Origin of the sequence: Chitinophaga sp. S165, assembly GCF_003182155.1 — a bacterium.
Classification (GTDB): Bacteria; Bacteroidota; Bacteroidia; order Chitinophagales; family Chitinophagaceae; genus Chitinophaga.
Genome location: NZ_QGTG01000008.1, coordinates 303,148 through 326,040, shown reverse-complemented (window position 1 = coordinate 326,040; position 22,893 = coordinate 303,148). Strand labels below are relative to the sequence as shown.

The window sequence follows — 22,893 nt, the reverse complement described above, 5'->3', positions numbered from 1 at the left end:
CTTTAGTAAATTAGAAAGTAGCATTTACACCTACCATGAAGGAACGTGCCTGAGGATAGATACCTCTGTCAATGCTGAATACACCGCCACCAATTTCCGGATCATAACCGCTGTATTTGGTCAGTGTCAGCAGGTTTTCGCTCATGAGATACAGGCGGAACTTCTCTACATGTGCTTTCTTCAAAATAGAAGAAGGTAGATTATATCCTATCTGCAGAGACTTGATCCTTGCGTAGCTGCCATCTTCCAGATAGAAGTCTGAAGGGTTAGTGAAGTTATTGTTGTTGTAACCGTTCAGATCAGGTTTTGTGGTAAGACGCGGATAATCATTGCTGGTACCCGGGCCAGTCCAGCGGCCCAGCGCACTGGTCTGCCAGTTAGCGGTCGGAATGTCCAGACGGCGCAGACCCTGGAAGATCTTGTTACCGGCGGCGCCTTGTACGAACAATACCAGATCAAAGCCTTTATAATTGGAATTCAGGGTGAAACCATATGTCCAGCTTGGAGTTGGATTACCCAGGAAGGTACCATCGCCTTCATAATCGATCTTGCCATCACCATTACGGTCTACCCAACGGAAGTCTCCGGCTACGGCGCCTGGCTGTATTTTCTGACCGCCTTTACCTACATAAGCATCCACTTCCTGCTGCGTCTGGAAAATACCATCGGTCTGGAATCCGAAGAACGCGTTAAACGGCTGTCCGAGAGCTGTACGGGTAAGAGGATTGCTGGTGGATTGTATACGTTGTCCGCCGGAAAGATATTCAATACCGTTACCCAGGTTCGTTACTTTGTTTTTGAGATAAGAAACGTTACCGTTTACGGAGAAATTGAAATCGCCCAGTTTCTTACGATAGCCTAATTCCAGCTCAACACCCTGGTTTTGCATATCTGCAACGTTTGCAGCAGGATTGGAAATAGCACCTACGTAGAACGGGATACGCGGATTCTGGAGGATGTCTTTTGTAGCCTTTCTGAACCAGTCAAATGACACAGTAACATCTCTCAGCACTGTGGCTTCGAAACCAATGTTTGTCTGGCTGGTAGATTCCCATTTCAGATCGGGGTTTGAAGGAGCGTTGGGGCTGTAGCCGACAAGGTAACTATCGCCTGTACCGAAGCTATAGTTCCTGCCGCCACCGATAGTAGACAAGTACTGGAAGTCGCCGATATTGTCATTACCCACAACGCCATAACCACCACGGAACTTCAGGAAGTTCACGATATTATTCTGTGCCAGGAAACCTTCCTGGGAAGCTACCCATCCTAATGAGAAAGATGGGAATACACCGTATCTGTTATTCGAACCGAAACGGGAGGAACCATCACGACGAACAATAGCTTCTGCAAGATATTTTTCTTCATAGTTATAGTTTATACGCGCAAACAATGAAGAAAGCTTATGTTCAGGATTCTCGTCGCCCGTTGAATTTCTCTGGGCTGGCGTTGAACTATATTTCATTGAAGCATCTTCGAAGGTAGTTACCGGCAGGTCAAAAAGTGTGATACCGGATGACTTCGAGCGGCTGTCACTATATGCACCTTGTCCTACCAGCAAGGTTACGCTGTGCTTACTGAATTGTTTGGTATAGGATGCTGTATTTTCCACGTTCCAGTTAAAGCCGTTGTTGTAGTTACGGGAGTAGCTGGTACGGGAAGAAACGGTAGAAGCATTCAGATAAGATATAGGGGTAAAGGACTCACTTCCCCAGAAAGCGATCTTCGAACCTAAAGTAGAACGTAATTTCAGTCCCTTGATAGGTGAGATCTCCAGGTAAGCGTTACCTACGATATTATGCGACCAGTTATAGTTGCCCAGGCGGGTGCTGATATAAGCCAGCGGGTTGGTAATTTCCTGTGCAACCGGGATGGAGATACCATATGGATTACCGTTTTTATCGCGGCGTACAGGTTTAGTGCTATAGGGCTCTCCTGCTGCAACTGTAGGATCAGTCACTACAGCAGGTGTAATAGGGTCCAGGTTAATGGCAGAAGCCAGCGGACCACCAAACTCGCTGTTAGTATTACCGAGACCGATAGCTTTATCATAAGCATAGCCTACATTCTGGCCAAAGGTCACCCACTGGGACAGTTTATGTGTAGAGTTCAAACGGAAGTTTATACGCTGATATTTGGAGATGTCTGATGCAACGATACCTTCCTGATTCAGATAACCAAAGGAAGAGTAGAAGGTTGACTTTTCATTACCTCCGCTTACGCTTATTTCATGATTCTGGCGAACAGCGCTATTGTTGAAGATCTGTGCCTGCCAATCGGTACCTTCGCCAAGCGCTTTAGGGTTTTCGTATAAAATACCAGCACCACCGGCCATAGATGCCTCATTCATCAATGTAGCATACTGGGTGGCGTTCAACAGTTTCAGTTTGCGTGCAGGAGCGGAAGTACCCCAGTAACCATTATAGTTCACGCTTAGCTTACCGGCTTTACCCTTTTTCGTGGTGATCAGGATAACACCTGCCGCAGCACGTGCACCATAGATAGCCTGGGAAGCCGCATCTTTCAATACTTCGATAGATTCTATATCAAACTGGTTCAGGTAACCGATACCGCCGTTATCTACTACAACTCCGTCTACTACCCAAAGCGGATCGTTATTATTGAAGGTAGTCAGACCCCTGATCCTGACAGAAGAGCCGGAGCCTGGCTGACCAGAGCTGGCAGCGATGGTAACACCGGAAGTTCTACCCTGCAGTGCGCTTTCAACACGGGTAATAGGCTGACTTTCAAGATCGGCAGCTTTTACACTGGAGATAGCGCCGGTTACAACACTTTTCTTCTGAACGCCGTAACCTACCACAACGGTTTCGGTCAGGGCAGTTTCAGAACCTTTCAATCTTACAGACAGATTTCCGCTGCCTACGGCTTGTGTATAGGGAGCAAAACCCAGGGCACTGAAGACGAGGGAGCCATTGGCAGGTGCTTTTAATTTGAACCTGCCATCTACATCGGTAGCTGTACCTGTGGAACCGTCCTTCACACGAACGCTTACGCCAGGCACGGGCTCTCCTTTTTCGTCCACTACCCTACCGGTTACGTTGATGGTGCTATCTGCAGCAGCCTTTGCTGCAGGCAGGCTTTTCACGATAATACGTGATCCATCTACGGTATAAGCGAATGGTTGGTTGTTGAGACAGATCTCAAGCACCTCTTTAATGGTAGCATTTTTTACATCAATAGTTACAGGATTGGCTGTAGCGAGCAATGTTTCATCATATACTATGGAAATTCCAGCCTGACGTGCTACCTGACGAAGTACTTTTTTGAGGGGGGCTTTTTTCTCAGATATAGAGATCTGTTGCGATACCCCTTTTGCGCTGATCTGCAAACAAACCACTAGCAACAAAAAGGTGGTCAGTTTCATAACGGTGACAATTTTGGCCGGTAGATACTTCCGCGCACGGAAAGTCCTACCACTAAAGTTTAAATACATACTTTTGTAGTGTTTGGGAATTTAGAAGATCGTAGTTATTAACGTGACGTGGTTTTCAGGTGTCCCGGACAAATCTGCCGGAAGTGTTGCAAGCGCTTCCGGTTCCTGTTTTATGGGACATGCTGTTCTTCCTTAATTTGTTTCAGTTACTAATTCCATAACGTAAGTCATTTTAGCTTGAATAATCCCCCTGTCTGCCTTAACGTGGATTCAGTGCAGCACAGGCTTTATTTCCCCGATGTAACAGTTAGTTTTCTCCCCGACAGTAAGAATGTAGGTCCATTTGCTTCCAGCATATGCAGAATATCGGATAAAGGTAAGCCCCGGCTAATACGCCCCCCAAAGAGCCGTTCATTTCCCGTCTGGTTGTAACTAACGTCAATATCATACCACCTGGCCAGTTGACGCAGAATGTCTCCCAGGCTGGCGTTATCAAATTCGAAAAATCCTGTTTTCCAGGCAATTACCTGGTCAACATCGGCTGCCCCTACCACCATTATACCGCTGGCAGGGTCCACAATGGCCTGTTGGCCTGGCTTCAGCTTTTGCTGCGTTGTCCCGTTCTTTACGTTTACGAGTCCTTCGAGTAAGGTTGTATTGATACTTTTTTCATCGGCATAGGCCATAACATCGAAGCGGGTACCCAGTACCTGGACTTCAACGTTGTTCGCTTTCACATAAAACGGCTGACGCGCGTTAGGGGCCACTTCAAAGTAGCCTTGTCCCTGCAATTCGACCTCTCGCCGGTCGCCGTTAAAAGCGGTAGGATATCTCAGACTGGAGGCCGCATTCAGCCATACATGGCTGCCATCGGGCAGTACAATATTAAATTGCCCTCCCCTGGGAACGGTCAATGTATTATATACTACTGCATCACTATTCCCTTGTACGGCATATTCCAGTTGTCCGTTCTTTTGACGGACCTGGGTCTGACCCTGATTAATCACCTGATTGCCAGCACTATCCAGCGTTACCACATCGCCGTTGGCCAGGATCAGTATAGCTTTATTAGTACCTGGTGCAATATCTCCGGTATCAGCCACCGTACTGTTACTCGTGGTAAATGTCTTGCGGGACGAGACGGTCGTCATATAATAAAGTCCGCTACCCAGCAACAGCAATGCTGCTGCGGCCACTGCCCAGCGGATACGTGTACGGGAATGGATCTTTACTACTTTATCGCGGGAAATGTCTTGTAATAGCCTGGTTTCTATTCTGTCACTTACTTCTGAAGGGATCTCATGGTGCTCTCCCAACGTCTTTTCGAACTCACGCTGCATAGCGGCCAACAGGGAACGGTTGGCCCCTGACGACTGCAGCCAGGCATACAACTCCTCCGTTTCAGCCACAGTACATTGGCCGTCAAGGTATTTCTGTAAAAGTTTTTCGTTGTGGTCCGTGGATGATGACATAAATTATGAGCACCTTTTGCGGGTACTGTATATAATATCCGCAAATGAGGAAGTAGGGTACCCCTGTCTTAAAAAAAAGTTAAAAAAGTTTTCCGGCGAGGTAAACGGCGAGCAGAATATCGCCATGCCGGTGCACATAATCGTAAATGAAACGCATGCCCAGCACCATATGTTTTTTGACGGCATTCCGGGAAATACCCAGCAGAAAAGCCACTTCATCATAACTTTTCCCCTCCTGCCGGCATAATTTGAACACATTCAGCCGCTGTGCAGGCATTCTTACCAGCGCTTCCTGGAACAAACGCTCATATTCTTTAGCCCTGATCTGGTGCTCCGGCTGAGTACCGGAAATGTCATTTAATTGAGCATAAAACTGATCTCTGAGTACTTTATCGGTGGCAAGTTTGCCTATGGTCTTTATTACGTGGTTCCTGGCAATCCTGTACAGATATCCTGTAAAGGACATTTCGGGGTTAATACGGTCCCTGATCTCCCATACCTTCAGGAATACATCATGCACGAGATCTTCCGCAAGTGAAGGAACTTTGCAAAACCGCAATACATAGATGTAAAGTGAGGCGTGATAGTGCCGGTAGATTTTGGTGAACGCAGACTCATCTCCCTGCATCATCCGTAACAACACCTCGTCCTCGGATGGCATACGATCCATATCAAATTGAACATTAGTAGAAAGCCCCTAAAAGCTGTAAATCTAAAGAAAAGTGGGAAATGTACAAATTGAGGGTCTGTTTGACGCTAAAGGTGCTTTTTACCCGTGTTTTTTAAAGTTGTAAATATTTGTACATAATTTATTTGCGCAATTGAAATAAATGTTCATATATTTGCACCCCCGACGAACGGGAAACAAGTGTTGGATCAGTAGTTCAGTTGGTTAGAATGCCGCCCTGTCACGGCGGAGGTCGCGGGTTCGAGTCCCGTCTGGTCCGCAGAAAAGCAAAACCCGCTCTACGAGCGGGTTTTGCTTTTCTTATTGTATATTATGAGTTCATAAGCTATTTGTTGTCAACTTCATAAGCGTTCGAAATCAAATGTGTGATATAATTCTGCGCTTAGCTTCCAGGTAACTAATTTTTGAATAAGGCCTCCATCGTTATTTCTTTTTGTATAAGATTAATATAATTATCATTTTTTTGGGCTCCATGAGTCGTTATAAGGGTAAGAAAAAGTGTCTTACGAGTTTTTGTTTTCTGCCTGAAAACCCTTTCTTTTTGCGCTAATGCAGCAGCATATTTCTTGTCTATAACAAATTCGGAAAGAGAAAATTTCATTTCACACAGATTGACACAATTATCTCTTCTATCAAATAGAAGGTCTATTTGTGCTCCCTCTTCTTTCTCTTTAGCAACATAACGCCATGGGGATACTTCTGAATATACATCAGCTATTCCTATGGCTTTTTTAATCTGCTGATCATGTTTAAGGCATATGCTTTCGAATGCAAGTCCACTCCAGCTTTTCCATGACGCGCTTTCTGATAGCCGTAACCAGTTGCTCGCTCCATGAGATTTACTGTTCTCTATGAATTTTATATAAAAAAGCGAGTACTCATCTGTTAGTTTATATATGCTATCCCGGTAGTTTTTTTCAAATGGCACATAAGGTGTGATAAATCCCGATTCTGACAGTTCTTCCAATAATTGTGTTGCACCTCCACCGGATGTCAGAGAGCAAACTTCAATTATTTCATTTCTTGTCAGGCCGCCTGGTTTAGCTGCTAAGGCCCTAATTACATCCATATGATGTACGGCTTCTTCAAATAATGATTGAAATAGTATTTTGAATTCATTGTGCAACAACCCACTCTTTGTAAAACAGGTTCTATTTAATGCCTGCGCTGTACTTTCTCCTATATTTACTTCTTTAAGATATAAAGGCACGCCCCCCATTGCCATGTAAAGTTGCAATAGCTGATATTGATCCAGTTTGATCTTTCTACTTTTCAAATATGCTTCCGTTTCGCTAAGGTTAAAAGGCAACAGGCGAATTCTTTTTGTAACCCTGTTATGAAGCCCTCCTGGGTTATTAATTACTTTTTGTATCATCCATGAAGCGGCAGAACCACAGATTACCACAACAAGGTTTTCCTGCCGGGAAGCCCACATGTTCCAGAAATGCTCAAATGCCTGCATAAACCCTGATCTTGGCGTTTGTATCCATGGGAATTCATCAAAGAAAAGTACTCGCTTTTGCTTTTTTATAAGAGGGGCTACGTAACTTTCTAACAGACTAAAAGCACTTCTCCAATCAACAGGGGGCTCAATATGTAAACTTTTTATTGAACGAGTAAGCGCCTGAGCGAAATTAGCCAGTTGGTCATTCAATGTAGCATTGTGAACTCCTGAAAATTCAAAAATCAGTTGCTTCTGGTAAAAGTTCCGGATCAGAAAAGTTTTCCCAATCCTACGTCTACCATATATAGCCACTAATTCAGCCTCTTCAGATAATAAAGCCCTTTGTGAAATAGCTTTTTCTTCTTCTCTTCCTATAAGATATTCCATTGTCTACTGGATTTATACTTCGCCATAACTATGTATATATATATATAGTTGTGGCGAGATATAAAAATCAAAAATTCAAATTATCAATTGTAAATCAATAGATTGAAAAAGAAATCGAGAATGTTTCATTTTAAATATAATAGTCTCAATTTGGAATTGGGCGACCAACATAAAGGAGAAATGAAGAATGGATAGTTATATCGACACACTTTCAGTTACTATACCCCATTTGTCAGCAAAATATATTAATACAGCAAAGCCCTAAATATGATAGATAAAAATTCGACTACCTTTCTATTTTGAAGAGATTTAATGGCTTCATTTCACTAATAAACATCAGAATGTTAGATAAATCATCTTGAAACTGGTTCGAACGTTGTTCCCCGATAGGAGGGCTGTGATGTGATCAAGCATAAATTTTAGATAGCCTAAAACAGGAAGAATTCTACATCTCTTCCCCTCGTGCAAGCATTAAATAGCATATTAAACGCAATATTATTAGATTGAAAACCAACAACTTGAATTATAAGATTTTGCCAAATGATATCTTTTTTGATACAAAAAAGCGTATATTTACACTATGGCTAAGGATATCAAAAACATAATAGTAAAGGATAACAATTATTTACTTACTATTAGGAAACTTAGGTTACGAAACTTCAGTAACAATATTCCATTTTTAATACTTTCTGACAAATTACCTGAAGGGCAGGTCTATAGAGAATATCCGGACGGTCGTATTGAGCTTCAGCAGGTAGTTACAGCGGGAAAGAAATTTCAATCCAGGTTAATTCAAAAGCTTGAATCTAACGACGCCGACCGCATAAGAAAAGAGTATGGATTACTCTAAGCCGACCTTGCTTGTTATTTCCGGGCCTAATGGAGCAGGAAAATCCACTCATATACAGACCATGTTACCAAAGGAATTTGACGGTATATGGTCATTTGACAGGGATCTAACCCGTACACAGTTTGAGGATGAATTAAGAAATGCAGGCACTGATCCTAATGATGTAACAAGGCTTGCGACGATCAGGATGGAGGAAAAGCTTGTTAAAGAAATGCAACTTGCCATCCAAAATAAACACCATTTCGTTCTGGAAACTCCACTTTCTCACCCTGACTATTGGAGATATCTGGATCTATTTGAGAAAAATGGGTATCAGATTCAATTGAATTATCTCTGTCTTGACAAAATAAGCGACCGCACGGCAAGAGTTGGCCAGCGAGTGCTTGAGGGTGGTCATTATGTTGATCCAGATACCATTAGAGGCGTATATGAAAAGAATCTTGAGCATATCAATAATTTTAACACCACCTTTCATGTAATCGAACTTTATGATGGGATGAAGGTGCCGATATTGTTAGCAAAAATAGAAAATGGAGAAGTGTTGTGGGCGGACAAGATAGCATTAAAGAAAAACTGGCTAAAAAAAGGAATGCCAGAAATAGCGGAGAAAATTCAAAATTTGAAAGCTTCTCAAAAGTAGATATTGAGCAGATGTTTTTATCGAAGAATCTGCCATCTTTCCCAACTGATGATGCAATAATTAAATATTTTAATTAAAAGTTTATCCTGTGTCGTAATAACATTCTCGATTTCTGAGCTGGCACTTGCGTCTCTTAATATTACTGCATTAAGCAGAATATTCGGATCAGGTAAAACATTAGCTAGTCCTTTCAACTCAGCTAATGCCACAGAAGAAATAACTAATTGCCGTAATATAGGTAAGGTTTCTACTTTTTCTCTCTGTGGAGGTAGTACAATAAAATCATTATATGGCTTATCAGTTTTCATACATAGAAATTATACATGAACAGTCACTCATGTATAGATAAGTTGTTTTTTTTTACATGACAAGTATCATATAGAATTAAAACGTTAATCATATTATTATCAATTCAATATCTGGAGCTACCAGATCACATGTCGGTGCTTATATAGCCAGTTTCCTGTTCAGATGTTGAGCCTTAAACTGCTTTTCAATTTATTTTGATAATGAAGTCCAGAATTGCAGAGAAATTATCTGCGAACTGGTTAGAATCCTCTCCCCCGTAGCCAGCTAAAAAGGGACAAATCATCACAAGTATGATTTGTCCCTTTTCATTTTTGGGGGATTCATAATAGACTTCTCACTATAGTTAGCCTTCTAAAGTGTTCGAATAGGCTATCTATCGGCTTAATATAAGCTTACTAAAATATCACTAAAAGGATATTTAAAGGTCATCTATATATCAAATCGATATTGAAGTGACCTTTAGGTGATCTTTTAGTGATATTTTAATGAGCTTATACGTACCTTAGAGAAACGATACAGAAAACTTGTATTTATAACCTCAAAACGACCTTTTTATGGCCATTGTTAAAGACAATATCCTCATGCAACTGGTGCGGGGCACCCTCGGCAAACAAATCACGATCTACGAAAGAAACGGGCAGATCATTATGGCGAAGAAACGCGGCCCTTCAAAGAAAAAGCCTACGCAAAAGCAGCTGGAGGCAAGGCATAAGATGACCATTGCTTCGATGCGTGCGCAGATAATGCTGGAAGATCCTCAGATAAAGGCTTATTATCAGTCGCTGGCAGGGCCGGGACAAAATGCTTATAATATAGCAGTGAAGGATGCTTACCGCAGCCCTGAAGTCCAAAATATCAGATTGGAAGGCGATGAAGTTGTAGTGACTACCCAAAATGAGTTTAGGGTAGCAGAAGTGGAGGTAAGGGTAATAGACGCTGACGGTGTTATTACCGAGAGTGGGCGTGCATCTTCAGGCTGGAATGGGATTGATTGGCATTATAAGATCACCGTGCGACCTGCAGGCGGTAAAGTCATTGTGATAGTAAAAAGTTTGCCGGGGAATCGAACTGTAAAGGAATTGCTGCTTACATAAAAAACGGCTTCACGGTTTATGAATGGCTTCTTTCTGGTTAAGGAACATTCTCAAATATGCTTTAATTTACCAGCCTGCATGGATTATTTTGATATGTGTTGTTCCGCGTTAAAAGTGGATAGGCGTAGCCGTGACCTGATCTCACGAATGCCTCCAGGTTTTCAACTTGATCCTATTTTGATACCCTATTAACTTATTCTTAAAACAATAGCGTTTCCGTTCAAACTTCTATAGCTTGACAAACTTCGTTTTGAGATAAATCGTGATAAGCTATTCCCGGATTATGGAAAAGTGGAAATTTTGCATCTTATACTTCAACGGCCGCTATCCACCTGTACATAAACTGCTGATAGTCCTGTGCTGTTATAATTTGACTTTCTTATTCTCTATACTATGACAATACCATATAGATCTTTCGCCTTAACAGTAGCTGTATTATCTCTTATTCTCACTGCTTCCTGTGCCAACGAAGATCCGGAAATTGCTCACGACTCTTCCTACTTCAATGCTATCGAAGACAATGATATTGCGCTAACGGCTCCAGAAGCAGGCGATTGGCGCTATTCACACAACGAGAAAAGACAAGACCTGAAAGCTTATATAAAGGCCAGGCCTGTAAGACCAGGAGCCGACCATTCCACTATTTACCTCATGCCTGTAGGTGATTTTACCTCGCTTCAGCAAACTGCATTGAAACAGGTAAGGGAATACGTGGAAATCTTCTTTCAGATGAAAACTGTGTTACTACCTGCTATTAGTGATAGTGTTGTCACAGCGGTTGCATCAAGAGAGCATGATGGACATACGCAACTACGAGCTCCTTACCTGCTGGATAGCCTGCTAAAAGATAAATGTCCTCAGGGAGGTATTGCATTCATGGCTATCAGTGCAAAAGATCTTTATCCAAAAGATAGCTGGAACTATGTATTCGGATTAGCATCATATACAAAGCGGGTAGGTGTTTCCTCTATTTACCGTTTACAGGACGGCTACCTGGATACCGCCAATTACAAAACCTGCCTCACGAGACTGGCTAACATTTCCTCGCATGAGATAGGGCATATGTTTTCCTTACATCACTGCGTATATGCCAGCTGTGTAATGAACGGTTCCAATGGTCTGAGTGAAACTGACCGAAGTCCCCTCCGCCTCTGTTCCGAATGCCAGAAAAAACTCTTCTGGAATATCGCATATAACAATAAACGAAGGCTGAAACAACTAAGTGATTTCTGCAAAAGTAATTCCCTGCAACATGACTGGCTAACATTCAAAGCTGACCTGGATGCAGTAAACCAGTCCAATTAGTAAACAGGCCCCCTTACAACAAATACCACTGACTTTAACTTAAGTTAAAATCCAGGTCGACGATTCTACAGACCTTTGAGCAATAGATCAAAACGTCAATTTAAAATCGTCATGAAAAAGATCCTGGTTTATTGCAGTCTGCTCATGTTGACTACCATCGGCTGCTTCGCGCAGCATGAAAAATCTGCCCGTGGTCACGAGCGTAATCCATGGTATTCAAACACGGATACGGTTAAATTAAACGTGAGCAATGCAAAATGGAAGGAGGTACTATCTCCTGACCTGTATGCGGTGGCACGTGAAAAAGATACAGAGCGGCCATTCACAGGTAAATATTGGAAAAGTACGACCAGGGGCACTTACTATTGCGCTGTTTGCGGCAATCAGTTATTCCGATCGGATGCCAAGTTTGCAAGCAGTTGCGGTTGGCCCAGCTTCTACCAGCCAAGCCGGGCAACTGCTGTCCGTTATCAAACCGATGATTCTTACGATATGCACAGGACCGAAGTATTATGCGGCCGCTGTGATTCTCATTTGGGCCATATTTTTGACGACGGCCCTCCTCCTACTTATCAACGTTTTTGCATGAACTCCATATCTCTTGACTTCGAGCCAGATACAAAAAAATAACTGGCTCAATCCTTCACCTTTTCTACTGGTTTTTAACTTAAGTGAAAAACCGGTAGTAGAATAAGAGGGAATTTTGATACAGCAATTAATAAAAACATTATACAATGACATCAGCAACTCAATCCAATTTAAACGTTTCCAGCCAGGCTGTTGAAACTGCCAGTGCATTACGGAGACTATATTTTTTCCGCGCGGGTTTTTCCATCGTTTGGATCATACTGGTATTAGCATTGGCTAAAACCAATATCACAATAGCTACAGTTTTATTTATTATCTATCCGGCGTGGGATGCAATTGCCACATACTTTGATATCCAGGCGAACGCATCCTCTGCTAATAAGACACCACAGTATGTCAATGCAGTGATCAGCATTGCCACTACGATCGGTGTGATACTGGCCTTGCAAAAAGGTATTCCGCAAGCGCTGATCGTATTTGGTGCCTGGGCTATATTAACCGGCCTTATTCAACTGCTTTTAGGTTTGCGCAGACGTAAACAATTAGGTGGTCAGTGGCCGATGATCATTAGTGGCGGCCAGTCAATGCTGGCAGGAGTATCCTTTATAGCAATGGCACACGCGCCGAATCAAGGTATCACAACATTGGCAGGTTATGCAGCCTTCGGTGCATTTTATTTCCTGCTAACCGCCTTCGCATTGTCTAAAACCATCAAAGCCGGTCAGGCTACCTCCGCAAGCTGACACCAGCCGGAAATGGTCTATTGCTCAACATTTCAAAAAACTTATGAAGATCAACCTCCTGGTGACCGGCATGCTCTTTTGCAGTGCCGGCACCTATGCTCAAAACATGTTCAGTATGTCCAGCCAGCACCCGGCGGACACTCTCAGGAGCGAGAAGCATGAACAGGCGCTCCGTTATCCCTCACTTCGTCAGGCTTCGGTTACGGTAAACTTGTTCGGTTCCGGCAATTTTGATGCGAAGGTGAACGCTAAAGACTTCTCCAGCGGAAAAAGCCGCAATGCCCGGATCAGTTCCTTTTTTAACATACCGGTCGGCAGTTGGAGCGGCAACGTGATCAGCGCGACCATCTATCATAACGAACAGTTCTTTAATGTCAGGGAAGTGAAGAACCAGCTGGAACATCCACAGGTAAGCGAAGGAGACATCTCCAAAAGCACGCTCGGCCTGTCCCTGAACTTTTCAAGAACAGATGCCCTTTTCCACATCCCGGTGATATATGCGGTGGTGTTGACCGCTATGTCTGATAATCTGGAAACAGTAAACAGGTTCAATTTTAACGGCAGCATCGCCTTTCCTTTGAAGCGCACGCCTGACGTTTATTTCTCGCTTGGGGCGCTGGTACAAATAGATCCGTCCGTACCTTTTCCGGTATTGCCAGTCGTCAATTATTTCCGCAAATTGAATAACAGCGGACTACAGCTGATACTGGACCTTCCACAGGGCGCTTCGTTGAAACAATCGCTTTCCCGTAAAGCATGGATCAACCTGGGCACAACCTTTAATACTTATGCATCATTTTATAAATCCAGCGATCCCGCATTGCCCCGGCACTTCAGTTATAACACCATCGAGTTTAAAAGCGGGCCGGGCTTTGAATACCTCCTGGGCAAGTATATTATCATGGGAGTCAGTGGTGGTGTTAATAAGATCGCCTCTGCCAGAACTATAGCGAAAGGCAGCAATTACAATGATGCATTTATCAGGACAACAGGTAAATCTACTCCATATGGCGAATTCCGCATTTCGCTTTTACCATTTTAATAACCGGACAGTGAACAGATAACCGGGGCTTTATTTCGTTGCCGGCTATACTTGCCTGCTTGATCATACGGAGATCTTCTTTAAATTTATTTCAGATTTTAACTTAAGTTAAAATGCTGCCGGTTGACAATGCCGAACTTTGATAGGTTTGGCTGTGGTAACGGCATGCATTATAGACCCGTAAAATATTCGGTCATGAGTGAAAAAGATGAAATATTATCCCAGTATTTGCGAAACTTTGCGGCATTAACAGATCAGGATATTGCCGAAAGTCAAGCTTTCTGGAGGCCGCGTAAGATAGCCAAAGGAGATTTCTTCAATATGCAAAGTATGGTCTGCAACGACCTCGGCCTGGTCGTTAAAGGGATATTCCGTATTTATTACTCCGATCCTAAAACCGAAGAGGAAAAAAATCTTTTCTTTTTTTCAGAGAACCAGTTCGTCGTTTCCTTCAGAAGCTTCATCTCACGAAATCCCTGCTGGTATTTTATTGAAGCAATGGAAGATTCAGAGATCATTTTCATTTCCTACAAAGACCTCAACAGCTTGTATGAAAAGAATCTGAACTGGGGAAGGTTCGGCAGGCTGCTGGCAGAAACATTTTTCTCTTATGCACAATCGCGAACAGAAGAGTTCCTGTTCCTGTCTCACGAGAAACGGTTCCTCAGGTTAATGGAAGAACATCCTAATATCGTTGAGCGAATTCCGGCTTATCATATCTCTTCTTTCCTGGGTATTACCAATCCATCGCTCAGCAGGATCAGAAAAAGATTAAAGGATAATCAATCTAAATGAACCGGAGGATAGTCAGTAGTTATTATCAATCCGAACGTAATTCAAAAATGCAAAATGGGAAGCCCTTACAGAGAGCCTCCCATTTTAAAAAATTAATTAAAGGGACGGGGTAAATTTACTCTATTGGTGGCTCTCCTTTAAAAATCATCCTCGTCACATCTTCTTCCCCATTTTCCAATTTTACCTTCAGGCGGTAAGTTCCTTTAGCTAAAGGAGTACCATCAATTAAGCCGAAGTAATCGTGATAGATACCCCAGTCATCCCTGTCGCGACCCTTTTCTATTTTCATTGGGGTAATTGCCGATGTCAGGGTATCCACGGCCCATATCTGGGTTATCCTCGCATCGCTTCTGTAATCCAGTCCGAACATCGAATTAAAGCTTGAAAAAGTATAATACCCTTGATAAAACGCCATGTTTTTGAAGATGACCTTATTCTTGATCACCCGAACAGTATAATTCCTATCTGCTCCACTTTGAGAAGTGATTTTATACACTACATCTTTGCCATAGTCCGCCAGCATATCAAAAGACGGAGTAGCAGTAGCATTTGTCGATATTACAGCTTTATAGGGTTTCTGTAAAAAGAGATCATCCGATTCAAGTGCATAGAATAAAGCATATGCACCACCCGCGAGATTTCCGTAAAAATCCTGTGGGATAAACCGTTGTAACATTCCACTTTGATACAGTGCATATGGCTCCAGATATTTACCGTACTCCAGTCCGTGAACCGGCAGGAACAGGCTATCCAGGTTATTCCTTGTATTCCGCACTATAACATCATACTCACGGATACTTCCGTTCTCTGCTTTTACTATATAATGCACCGGGTTGGTAAAGTCAACTGTATCCTTTGGACCAGGTACTGAAGTTGCGCCATAAGGCAGTTCAATATCTGTCTTCATTGTAGTAATAAAGCTGGCATCCACGAACATATCCAGAAAGATCCGGTTGTTAGCTGAATCAATAGTCATTTCCGCAAGAGGATTTTTATCGTCTATTGTCATGAGCTTAAAAGAAGTAATGCTGTTCTGATCATTCAACCCAATTTTACCGGTAACGGTATAAGTTACAGTAGACTTATCTTCCGCTGTTATCGTACAAGTCACTGCTTTTGTAAGGTCAAGTGTCATATTTAACCCCAAAGAAGCTGTAGCCTTAGGGGAAATCGTAATGCTTACAGGAACAGCCGAAAGAGAGTAAGACGTTGGTACGTTAATATTAATGGTATGGGTGGCCTCATCTATTATACCATTCACGTCACCAACTTTAAACGTTAATATTTTCTTTTCACTGCTACCCCCAGTATTAACACCATCATTATCTTTTTTACAGGCAACAACGGACATTACTAACAATAAGGGAACAATGCATTGTTTTAGAAATGCTGATAATTTCATAGGGATGTTGATTATAGATTCATCTGAATTGCAATACGCCTGCAAATATATCAATTATTGTAATATAACTAAAGTGATAGCCCCACCAAGAAGCAAAACGGCCGGGTAGATACCTGGCCGTTTTAAATACAATCAACAAAACTAGTAACTAATAATTTCCGGTAATTACTTCACCTGGATCTTTTTGGTAAAATGAATGTTATCAGCTGCTGAACCGATCTGCAATTCAAACTCTCCCGACTCTACGATGTACTTCATCCTTTCATTGTATAGGCCAAGTTCCGATACCGGTATTTCAAGGTGTACCTTTAAGGTCTGTCCTTTTTTGATCAGTTCCTTCTTGAATGCTTTTAACTGCTGCACGGGTGTCGCTACCGAACTAACCATATCATGCACATATACCTGAATAACTTCCTTTCCATCCCTGTCTCCTGTATTTTTTACATCGACATCAATTTTGATGATATCTTTTCCTGTCAGCACAGAATCAGCCACCTTGCAATCCAGGTATTTAAAGGTCGTAAAACTCATTCCTGTACCAAAAGCCCAGAGTGGATCAGGACGATCAAAAATGTAGTGTCCTTTAGGATCTTCAGGACTGCCAGGCCTGTCAAATGGCTCATTACGGTCTGTTACAAAGTGGTTGTAATAGATAGGCGTATTTCCGGTACTTCTCGGAAAGGATACGTTAAGCCTTCCTGAAGGGTTTACCACACCAGTAAGTATATCCGCTAATGTGCTGCCTTGTTTTTCTCCTCCATACCATTGTACCAGTACTGCGTTTGCATTTTCTTTCACCCAGGGCATAGCCAGCGGCTTACCAGCAATAAACACAACAATAAACGGCTTACCGGTTGCTTTAACGGCTTCCAGCAATTCCTGCTGTGAACCAGGTAATTCCAGCGAACTAAGATCGAAGCCTTCCCCTGCTGTAGAATACTTCGGACTGCGGCCAAGAAAAGTGCTGCGTGTTCCTATTGCCACAATAGCGAGATCACTTGACGTCACATTTTTTACCGCATCAGCTATACCCGACTTGTCTTTGCTCCACCAGTCGCATCCCTGTGTATAATTCAACGTTACTTTATTGCCTATTGCTTCTTTGAGGCCTTGTAACAAAGTGGTGCCTTCTTTGGTATCTCCGCCAGTCCAGGAATAGTCTCCAAAAACGGTTTGATCGGCATTAGGACCTACTACAGCTATCGACTTATATTTTGAAATATCCAGCGGGAGGATGTTGCTGTCATTTTTAAGCAAGATAGCACTTTCATCCGCCACCATCTTGGCAATAGCAACATGTTCCGCATTGCGTACAACTTTACTTACTCTTGCCGGATCACCAAATGGATTATCAAACAAGCCCAGTTTGAATTTAACGGTAAGTACCCGGCGCACGGCATTGTCAATATATTTTATATCAAGCAGGCCTGTTTCTACTGATCTCTGGAGTGTTGCTTCATAAGCGCCATCCACATCCAGATCAACGCCTGCGATCAACGACTTGATGGCTGCCTGCTCCCTTGAATCAACTGCATGATGAAACGACTGTAACCGTTCTACAGAACCCCAGTCAGAATAAACATAGCCTTTAAAGCCCAGTTCTCCACGCAATACATCAGTCATATAATAACGGGACCCGCTCACTGCAACGCCGTCATAAGAGCTATAACAGGACATAACAGACAGCGGATCAGTATTGGCTATCACCTTCGCAAAAGGATACAGATACAGGCTCCGCATATCCCGTTCTCCTCCACTGACGTTTGCACAGTTAAGCCCTCCTGCCGGCGAACCATGTGCCACAAAGTGTTTGGGAGTGCAGGTAATATTAAACGATTGATAACCTTTTATAAAAGCTGTTCCCATCTCCGAAATAAGATATGGATCTTCACCAAACGTTTCCTCAACACGTCCCCAGCGAAGTTCACGGGCAATATCTAACACGGGTGAGAGTATCTGATGAATGCCGATAACCTGCGCCTCTTCTCCGGCAGCCGTGGTCATCTTCCTGATCAGTGTCGGATTGAAGGTACTACCCTGCGCCAGTTCATGCGGGAAGATGGTACAGTTGTTCTGCAGAATGCCCTCTATGCCTTCTACTGCCGTAAGCACCGGAATACCCAGGCGTGTTTTTTTCAGCATATAGGTCTGTAGTTGCTGATACATATCTGCACAGTCCTGGGCATTCATACCCATTTCATGTGTACAACCAAAACTTTCTCCATTAAAAATACGTTCTATTTCTTCAGTCTTACCTGCGCCACGGTTTTGTAGCTGCAGCACCTTTTCCTTTAGCGTCATACGTTTCAGCAGATCTTCCACACGCGCAGGTATTGGCACCTTTTTGTTTTTATATAACGTATCCTGATCTGTGATCCCTCTGGCATATCCGCTGCTAACAGTCAAAGCCAAAGCGATAATCATTATTTGCTTCATTATTTACGCACTATATGGTTATTAAAAGGTTCTGCAGCGAGTTTGAATCCGTCCTTATCAACTGCACTATTGTCAAACTCGATCTCTACTGTTTTTGTCTCACCGTTCATCAGAGAGAAGTAATTATCACTGAAAATGGCAGGTAGTATCTGCTTGCCGTCTACGGCATTTGTGAGCATCAGCCTGATACCAAAAGCAGCAGTTGCCGATGATACCGGATTACTGATCGTAGCGGTAACATAGGTTTTACCATTTGCTTTGGTAGTCTTGTACTGTAGTTTCAGGTCGGATTTTCCGAGTGTGTTCAAGGCTGTATAATCTTTACGTTTATTGCCACGCCAGTAGAAGTTCTCAGATATAGGCTGACCATTTTTGCCGGTTAGTTTCAGTTTGATGAAATGTACATCACTCAGACCTGGGCTTGCCACATCGCCCTGGTATACTTCAAAATCGAACAGCGAGTATCCCCACCAGCTGCCACGCTCAATTCCATGCATTCTTACGTAACGGGCAGTCACTTCGGGGAATCCGATCTTCTGCACACCAACACGTCCTTCATCGGTGCGGTAAACCTGGCGCCACCTTTCATTATCGTCGGACACTTCTATTTTGAATGATTTACCATAAGCATCTTCCCAGTTAAGTCCTACTCCGTTCACTATTTCTGTTTTACCCAGGTCCACGCAGATCCATTCGTCATCACCATATCTGCTGGCCCAGCGTGTTTGTGGGTTGCCGTCGTTAGTGGCTGCCGGATCGCCATCCTGCGTAGAAGATGCAAATATCCTTTTACCTTTTGCCAGGTCTGTGTGGTCCGGGCTTAAATCCAGTTTGAATGCTTCAGCAGCGCTATTGGCTGGTGATGAGAGGTTAGCAGACATGCTATATTGTTTTACAATACGTCCATCCAGGTTATAAATGTCTGCAGTAGCGGTAAGGTCTGTAGCCTCGCTGCGGGTGGTATTTACGACCTTAATAGCATTGGTAACAGGGTTCCACTGAATGTGTAATGGCTCACATGCTTTTTTAGCGCCAAAATAAGCCCCTGTGAGGTCGTAGTAATAATCATAGGTTTGCCATACCATAGAAGGGTATGCAGATTGGCTCATCCAGGTCATTACACCGGAAGCGTCTTCACCAATATGATCAAGCCATCCTTCATACATGGCTTTATTGCTTTCCATGTTTACAAACTGCGCCTTACGGCAATAATCTTCGATGCCTTCAGGTTTGCCATATCCCTGGGAGATCATTTGATCATATTCGTCAGGGCCGGCATTAAATGCGTTCGGACCAAAAAAGTGCTGGTTCCACATCTCGTTACGTGGCCACCATTTATCCTGCGGCATAAACTTTTTAAAGCTCTCCATGTTCACAAAAACAGCGGTACCGATCTCACTACGCATACCCCAGCCTTTGTTCCCGCCAAGCCCTGTTGGATAAGCAGTGAAGTAATACCGGGGATCTTTAGCCATCCACGGGCCACTACCCGTCAGGCTTTCTGCATGGGAGTTCGGTTGATAATAGCGGTCTCCTCCATCGAAAACGCGCACATCTTCTCTGAGCCAGTTATTCAGCGGAGGCTCCGGCCAGCCTTCGTTATCGGGACACCAGATAGCTATGGCCGGATGATTCCTGACACGTTTAATTTTTTCTATTGCATTGGAATTAAAAACATGGAGATCGGCCGGCAGATTTGGATTTGAATTCAACCAGAATTCATCCCAGATCATGATACCGTATTTATCGCAGGCCTCATAAAATTCATCATCAGTAGTATGACCTATCCAGTTACGGACCATATTAAAGTTCATTTCCTTGTGCAGGCGGATCTTCGTATCGTATTCAGCACCACGGCAACGTAACATGTACTCTGACATTCCCCAGCTGCCGCCTTTGATAAACACAGGTGTACCATTGATCGCGATATGCAGCACGTCACCGGTAGTATCATAGCTATAGCGTTTAACACCAAAACGAAGATGTTTCTCATCAGAAATATTATCACCTACTGTCAGCTTCAGGTCCAGATCATAGAGATTAGGATCGCCATAACCGTTGGGCCACCATAGGCGGGGATTGTTTAACACAAGCTGTTCAAAATCACGTTTTGTTAACTTGAGGTCGCGGGTGCTGCCATGATTGACACGCACCTTCTGTGAGAACTGGATATTACCCGGCATGATAGTGCCTTGCAGCATACCATCCACATCACTTGCTGAATTATTTTTCACCTCCATTGACAAAGTCACATAGGCCTTTGCGTTCGTAGGCAGATCAGTGCGTACCCAGGGGTCCTGTATGGTAAGAGCGCCACTGCAACTAAGGAAAACCTTATCAGTAATACCGGAATTTAATCCCGGTACATAAGGGATCCAATCCCATCCGGCACTTGCCACATAGTTAGGGCTGCCCACGTTTGCAAGCGGCTGTATGGGTACACTTACGAGCACTGCCAGCACATTATCTCCATTAGCGTTAGCATCATTAGTAATGTCGAAACGGCCGTGGTCCATAAACCCATTCAGATTGCCGATCAATTTTCCATTCAGATAAACGCTTGCCTTTCTGTTAACGCCGTTGAAATTTAGCCAGACTTTTTTGCCGGCGTAGGTTGCAGGGACTTTAAATGTAGTCCTGTACCAGAAATCCCTGTCATATTTACTGCGATCTACTTTATAGATATTATCGCCGAAATTCGGGTCCTGTTCTTTACCTGCTGCTACAAAGGAAGAAAAGGTAGTACCGGGTACGATGGCTTTGGTCCAGTCAGATGTTTGCGTTTGAAGTTCTCTTCCTTTTATACCTGTTTCTGCATCTGCTTTTACATACCACGTCTGTTGATCTGAGCTACCCAGGTTGACAATATTCACCTGCGCAGCTGCAACTGTTGAGAATCCGAGGGCGGCCATTACAACCAGCGTCCTGCTTAATAGTTGGTTCATTCCAGTCATTAGAAAATTGAGCTTTTAAATATTCCTGTAACAAAATGCCGGCATTATAAGCACCGGCATGCAAAGCAGCCATACACCTATAGGCACATGGCTGCATTATTAATTTTTATCTTATTCTGAGTGCCACTTTTTTGAACTGCAGGTAAGTATAGACTGATCCGCTTACTACCCAACCGAGGGATACAGTGGTTTGCTGTGTAAGTGTAAACGTAAGTGTATGTGTTCCACCAATGCTACCGCCATCGCCATGAAATAATGCCAGCACGGCGCTATTGCCATTCAGATTATCAATATCAGGAAGTGTTGTGCCAGTAGCTACCACTTCATTGGCATCGATAGTTCCTCCGTAGCCCGCAGTCACCACATCCAGGTCGTAAGTACCGGCCGGCAGGGTAATGGTTTGAAATACTTTACCGTTCACCAGTGGTGCATCGCCCCAATTTTTTGACTCGAAATGAATGCAGCCACCATTGTCGGTAGACCATCCGCCACCCTGATTATTATCCTGGTTCATAGCATTTGCGTTCACCTGCCAGTCGCGAGGCAAGCCCCACTTTCCATTTCCGTTATCACTCCTGTAAAAAGGATCGCCCGGGTTCTTTATAAACACCGCTGTTACATCGCCCGCACGCGTGATCTCAGCAAAATTGCTGACATCTGCCACCTTAAATGTATCCAGGGCATTCCGTTGAGGAATATAACTGGATTGATAGGTTACCGTGGTCCCGAATTTGAAATCTGACAAGGTCACACCACTGCTGTCGGGCGATAACTCAACTGTGTTCAGTACGTCACTATTATTAGTGTATTGAATCTGCGTAGTTGTATTGATGGAATCGGGTGTATTGAATTGTACCCTTACACTGCCATTTATCAGGTCCAGCAGATACGGCGTACCCGCGTTGTAGGGACGGTTAAAGAGACCACTTTGATATTTTGTACCATACACCCTGACACCGTTTAAATCCACGGCTATTGATCTTCTTCCCTGCGCATCTATGGAATAAACATTGAAATTATATGTACCCTCACTCAAGCCCGGAACGATCACAGTCGCCGTATCGGCCGGGTCATGACTGTCGGCCGTAAGCGTCAGCGAATCCTGTTTATTATTCCAGTAGATCTTGTAACTCGTGATCTTTGGGTCCGGGCTGGGATTCCAGTAAAGCATCGTACGCAGGTTACCTGCCCTGTAACCCGCATTCTGGATAATACCAGGATAATAGATCTCTCCGTCTTCCAGCAGATCTTTATAGGCTTCGTTCTTTTTTGAACAGGCCATCATGGTAACTGCAAATAACAGCCAGCTTATATTTTTTATATTCAGTTTCATTGCTTTGCTCGTTGTTGTGG

Annotated in this window: 16 protein-coding genes and 1 tRNA gene; 8 read left to right on the top strand and 9 right to left on the bottom strand. The window is 43.4% G+C overall.

Going from position 1 to position 22,893, the window contains the following annotated elements:
• Window positions 1–10: 10 nt before the first annotated feature.
• From C7475_RS26265 to C7475_RS26255, 3 genes are all read right to left on the bottom strand, one after another.
• On the bottom strand, window positions 11–3,382 hold the full coding sequence (locus tag C7475_RS26265) for a TonB-dependent receptor (protein WP_110056382.1): 3,372 nt from the start codon (window positions 3,380–3,382) through the stop codon (window positions 11–13).
• A 296-nt stretch (window positions 3,383–3,678) separates the two neighbouring features.
• Window positions 3,679–4,863 carry a FecR domain-containing protein gene (locus C7475_RS26260; RefSeq protein ID WP_110056381.1) on the bottom strand — a complete coding sequence of 395 codons (1,185 nt, stop codon included), beginning with the start codon at window positions 4,861–4,863 and terminating at the stop codon, window positions 3,679–3,681.
• A 79-nt stretch (window positions 4,864–4,942) separates the two neighbouring features.
• A complete protein-coding gene (locus C7475_RS26255) occupies window positions 4,943–5,533 on the bottom strand; it encodes an RNA polymerase sigma factor (RefSeq protein WP_110056380.1) in 591 nt (196 codons plus the stop codon).
• Window positions 5,534–5,736: 203 nt separating this feature from the next.
• On the opposite strand from C7475_RS26255, the gene C7475_RS26250 reads away from it, so the two are divergent.
• Window positions 5,737–5,810, top strand: a tRNA-Asp gene (locus tag C7475_RS26250).
• 138 nt (window positions 5,811–5,948) lie between these two features.
• Here the strand turns inward: C7475_RS26250 and C7475_RS26245 are convergent.
• Window positions 5,949–7,382 carry an ATP-binding protein gene (locus tag C7475_RS26245; RefSeq protein ID WP_110056379.1) on the bottom strand — a complete coding sequence of 478 codons (1,434 nt, stop codon included), beginning with the start codon at window positions 7,380–7,382 and terminating at the stop codon, window positions 5,949–5,951.
• Window positions 7,383–8,218: 836 nt separating this feature from the next.
• Here C7475_RS26245 and C7475_RS26235 point away from each other — a divergent pair.
• Entirely contained in the window at window positions 8,219–8,872 is a 654-nt protein-coding gene (locus C7475_RS26235) for a zeta toxin family protein (protein WP_110056377.1), read from the top strand.
• 17 nt (window positions 8,873–8,889) lie between these two features.
• Here the strand turns inward: C7475_RS26235 and C7475_RS26230 are convergent, their stop codons facing one another.
• Complete coding sequence (locus C7475_RS26230) at window positions 8,890–9,180, bottom strand: Fic/DOC family N-terminal domain-containing protein (RefSeq protein ID WP_110056376.1); 291 nt, start codon at window positions 9,178–9,180, stop codon at window positions 8,890–8,892.
• A gap of 555 nt (window positions 9,181–9,735) precedes the next feature.
• On the opposite strand from C7475_RS26230, the gene C7475_RS26225 reads away from it, so the two are divergent.
• From C7475_RS26225 to C7475_RS26200, 6 genes are all read left to right on the top strand, one after another.
• Window positions 9,736–10,275, top strand: coding sequence for a hypothetical protein (locus tag C7475_RS26225; protein WP_110056375.1), 540 nt, complete (start codon window positions 9,736–9,738; stop codon window positions 10,273–10,275).
• 393 nt (window positions 10,276–10,668) lie between these two features.
• Window positions 10,669–11,580: an archaemetzincin gene (locus C7475_RS26220; RefSeq protein ID WP_110056374.1), complete on the top strand. Its 912-nt coding sequence runs from the start codon at window positions 10,669–10,671 to the stop codon at window positions 11,578–11,580.
• A gap of 111 nt (window positions 11,581–11,691) precedes the next feature.
• Window positions 11,692–12,210: a peptide-methionine (R)-S-oxide reductase MsrB gene (gene msrB, locus C7475_RS26215; RefSeq protein ID WP_110056373.1), complete on the top strand. Its 519-nt coding sequence runs from the start codon at window positions 11,692–11,694 to the stop codon at window positions 12,208–12,210.
• 104 nt (window positions 12,211–12,314) lie between these two features.
• On the top strand, window positions 12,315–12,911 hold the full coding sequence (locus tag C7475_RS26210; RefSeq protein WP_110056372.1) for a DUF308 domain-containing protein: 597 nt from the start codon (window positions 12,315–12,317) through the stop codon (window positions 12,909–12,911).
• A gap of 43 nt (window positions 12,912–12,954) precedes the next feature.
• A complete protein-coding gene (locus C7475_RS26205) occupies window positions 12,955–13,953 on the top strand; it encodes a hypothetical protein (RefSeq protein WP_110056371.1) in 999 nt (332 codons plus the stop codon).
• 195 nt (window positions 13,954–14,148) lie between these two features.
• The gene (locus C7475_RS26200; protein ID WP_110056459.1) at window positions 14,149–14,748 is read left to right on the top strand and encodes a Crp/Fnr family transcriptional regulator; all 600 of its coding nucleotides are present in this window, start codon (window positions 14,149–14,151) and stop codon (window positions 14,746–14,748) included.
• A 115-nt stretch (window positions 14,749–14,863) separates the two neighbouring features.
• Here C7475_RS26200 and C7475_RS26195 read toward each other — a convergent pair whose 3' ends face one another.
• The 4 genes from C7475_RS26195 to C7475_RS26180 form a co-directional block, all read right to left on the bottom strand.
• Complete coding sequence (locus C7475_RS26195) at window positions 14,864–16,150, bottom strand: DUF5018 domain-containing protein (RefSeq protein ID WP_110056370.1); 1,287 nt, start codon at window positions 16,148–16,150, stop codon at window positions 14,864–14,866.
• A 165-nt stretch (window positions 16,151–16,315) separates the two neighbouring features.
• The gene (locus C7475_RS26190) at window positions 16,316–18,586 is read right to left on the bottom strand and encodes a glycoside hydrolase family 3 N-terminal domain-containing protein (RefSeq protein WP_110056369.1); all 2,271 of its coding nucleotides are present in this window, start codon (window positions 18,584–18,586) and stop codon (window positions 16,316–16,318) included.
• A complete protein-coding gene (locus C7475_RS26185) occupies window positions 18,586–21,531 on the bottom strand; it encodes a discoidin domain-containing protein (RefSeq protein WP_233259968.1) in 2,946 nt (981 codons plus the stop codon). Before C7475_RS26185 ends, C7475_RS26190 begins: the two co-directional genes overlap by 1 nt.
• Before the next feature lie 115 nt (window positions 21,532–21,646).
• Window positions 21,647–22,873: a DUF4998 domain-containing protein gene (locus C7475_RS26180; RefSeq protein ID WP_110056367.1), complete on the bottom strand. Its 1,227-nt coding sequence runs from the start codon at window positions 22,871–22,873 to the stop codon at window positions 21,647–21,649.
• Between the last annotated feature and the right edge of the window lie 20 nt (window positions 22,874–22,893).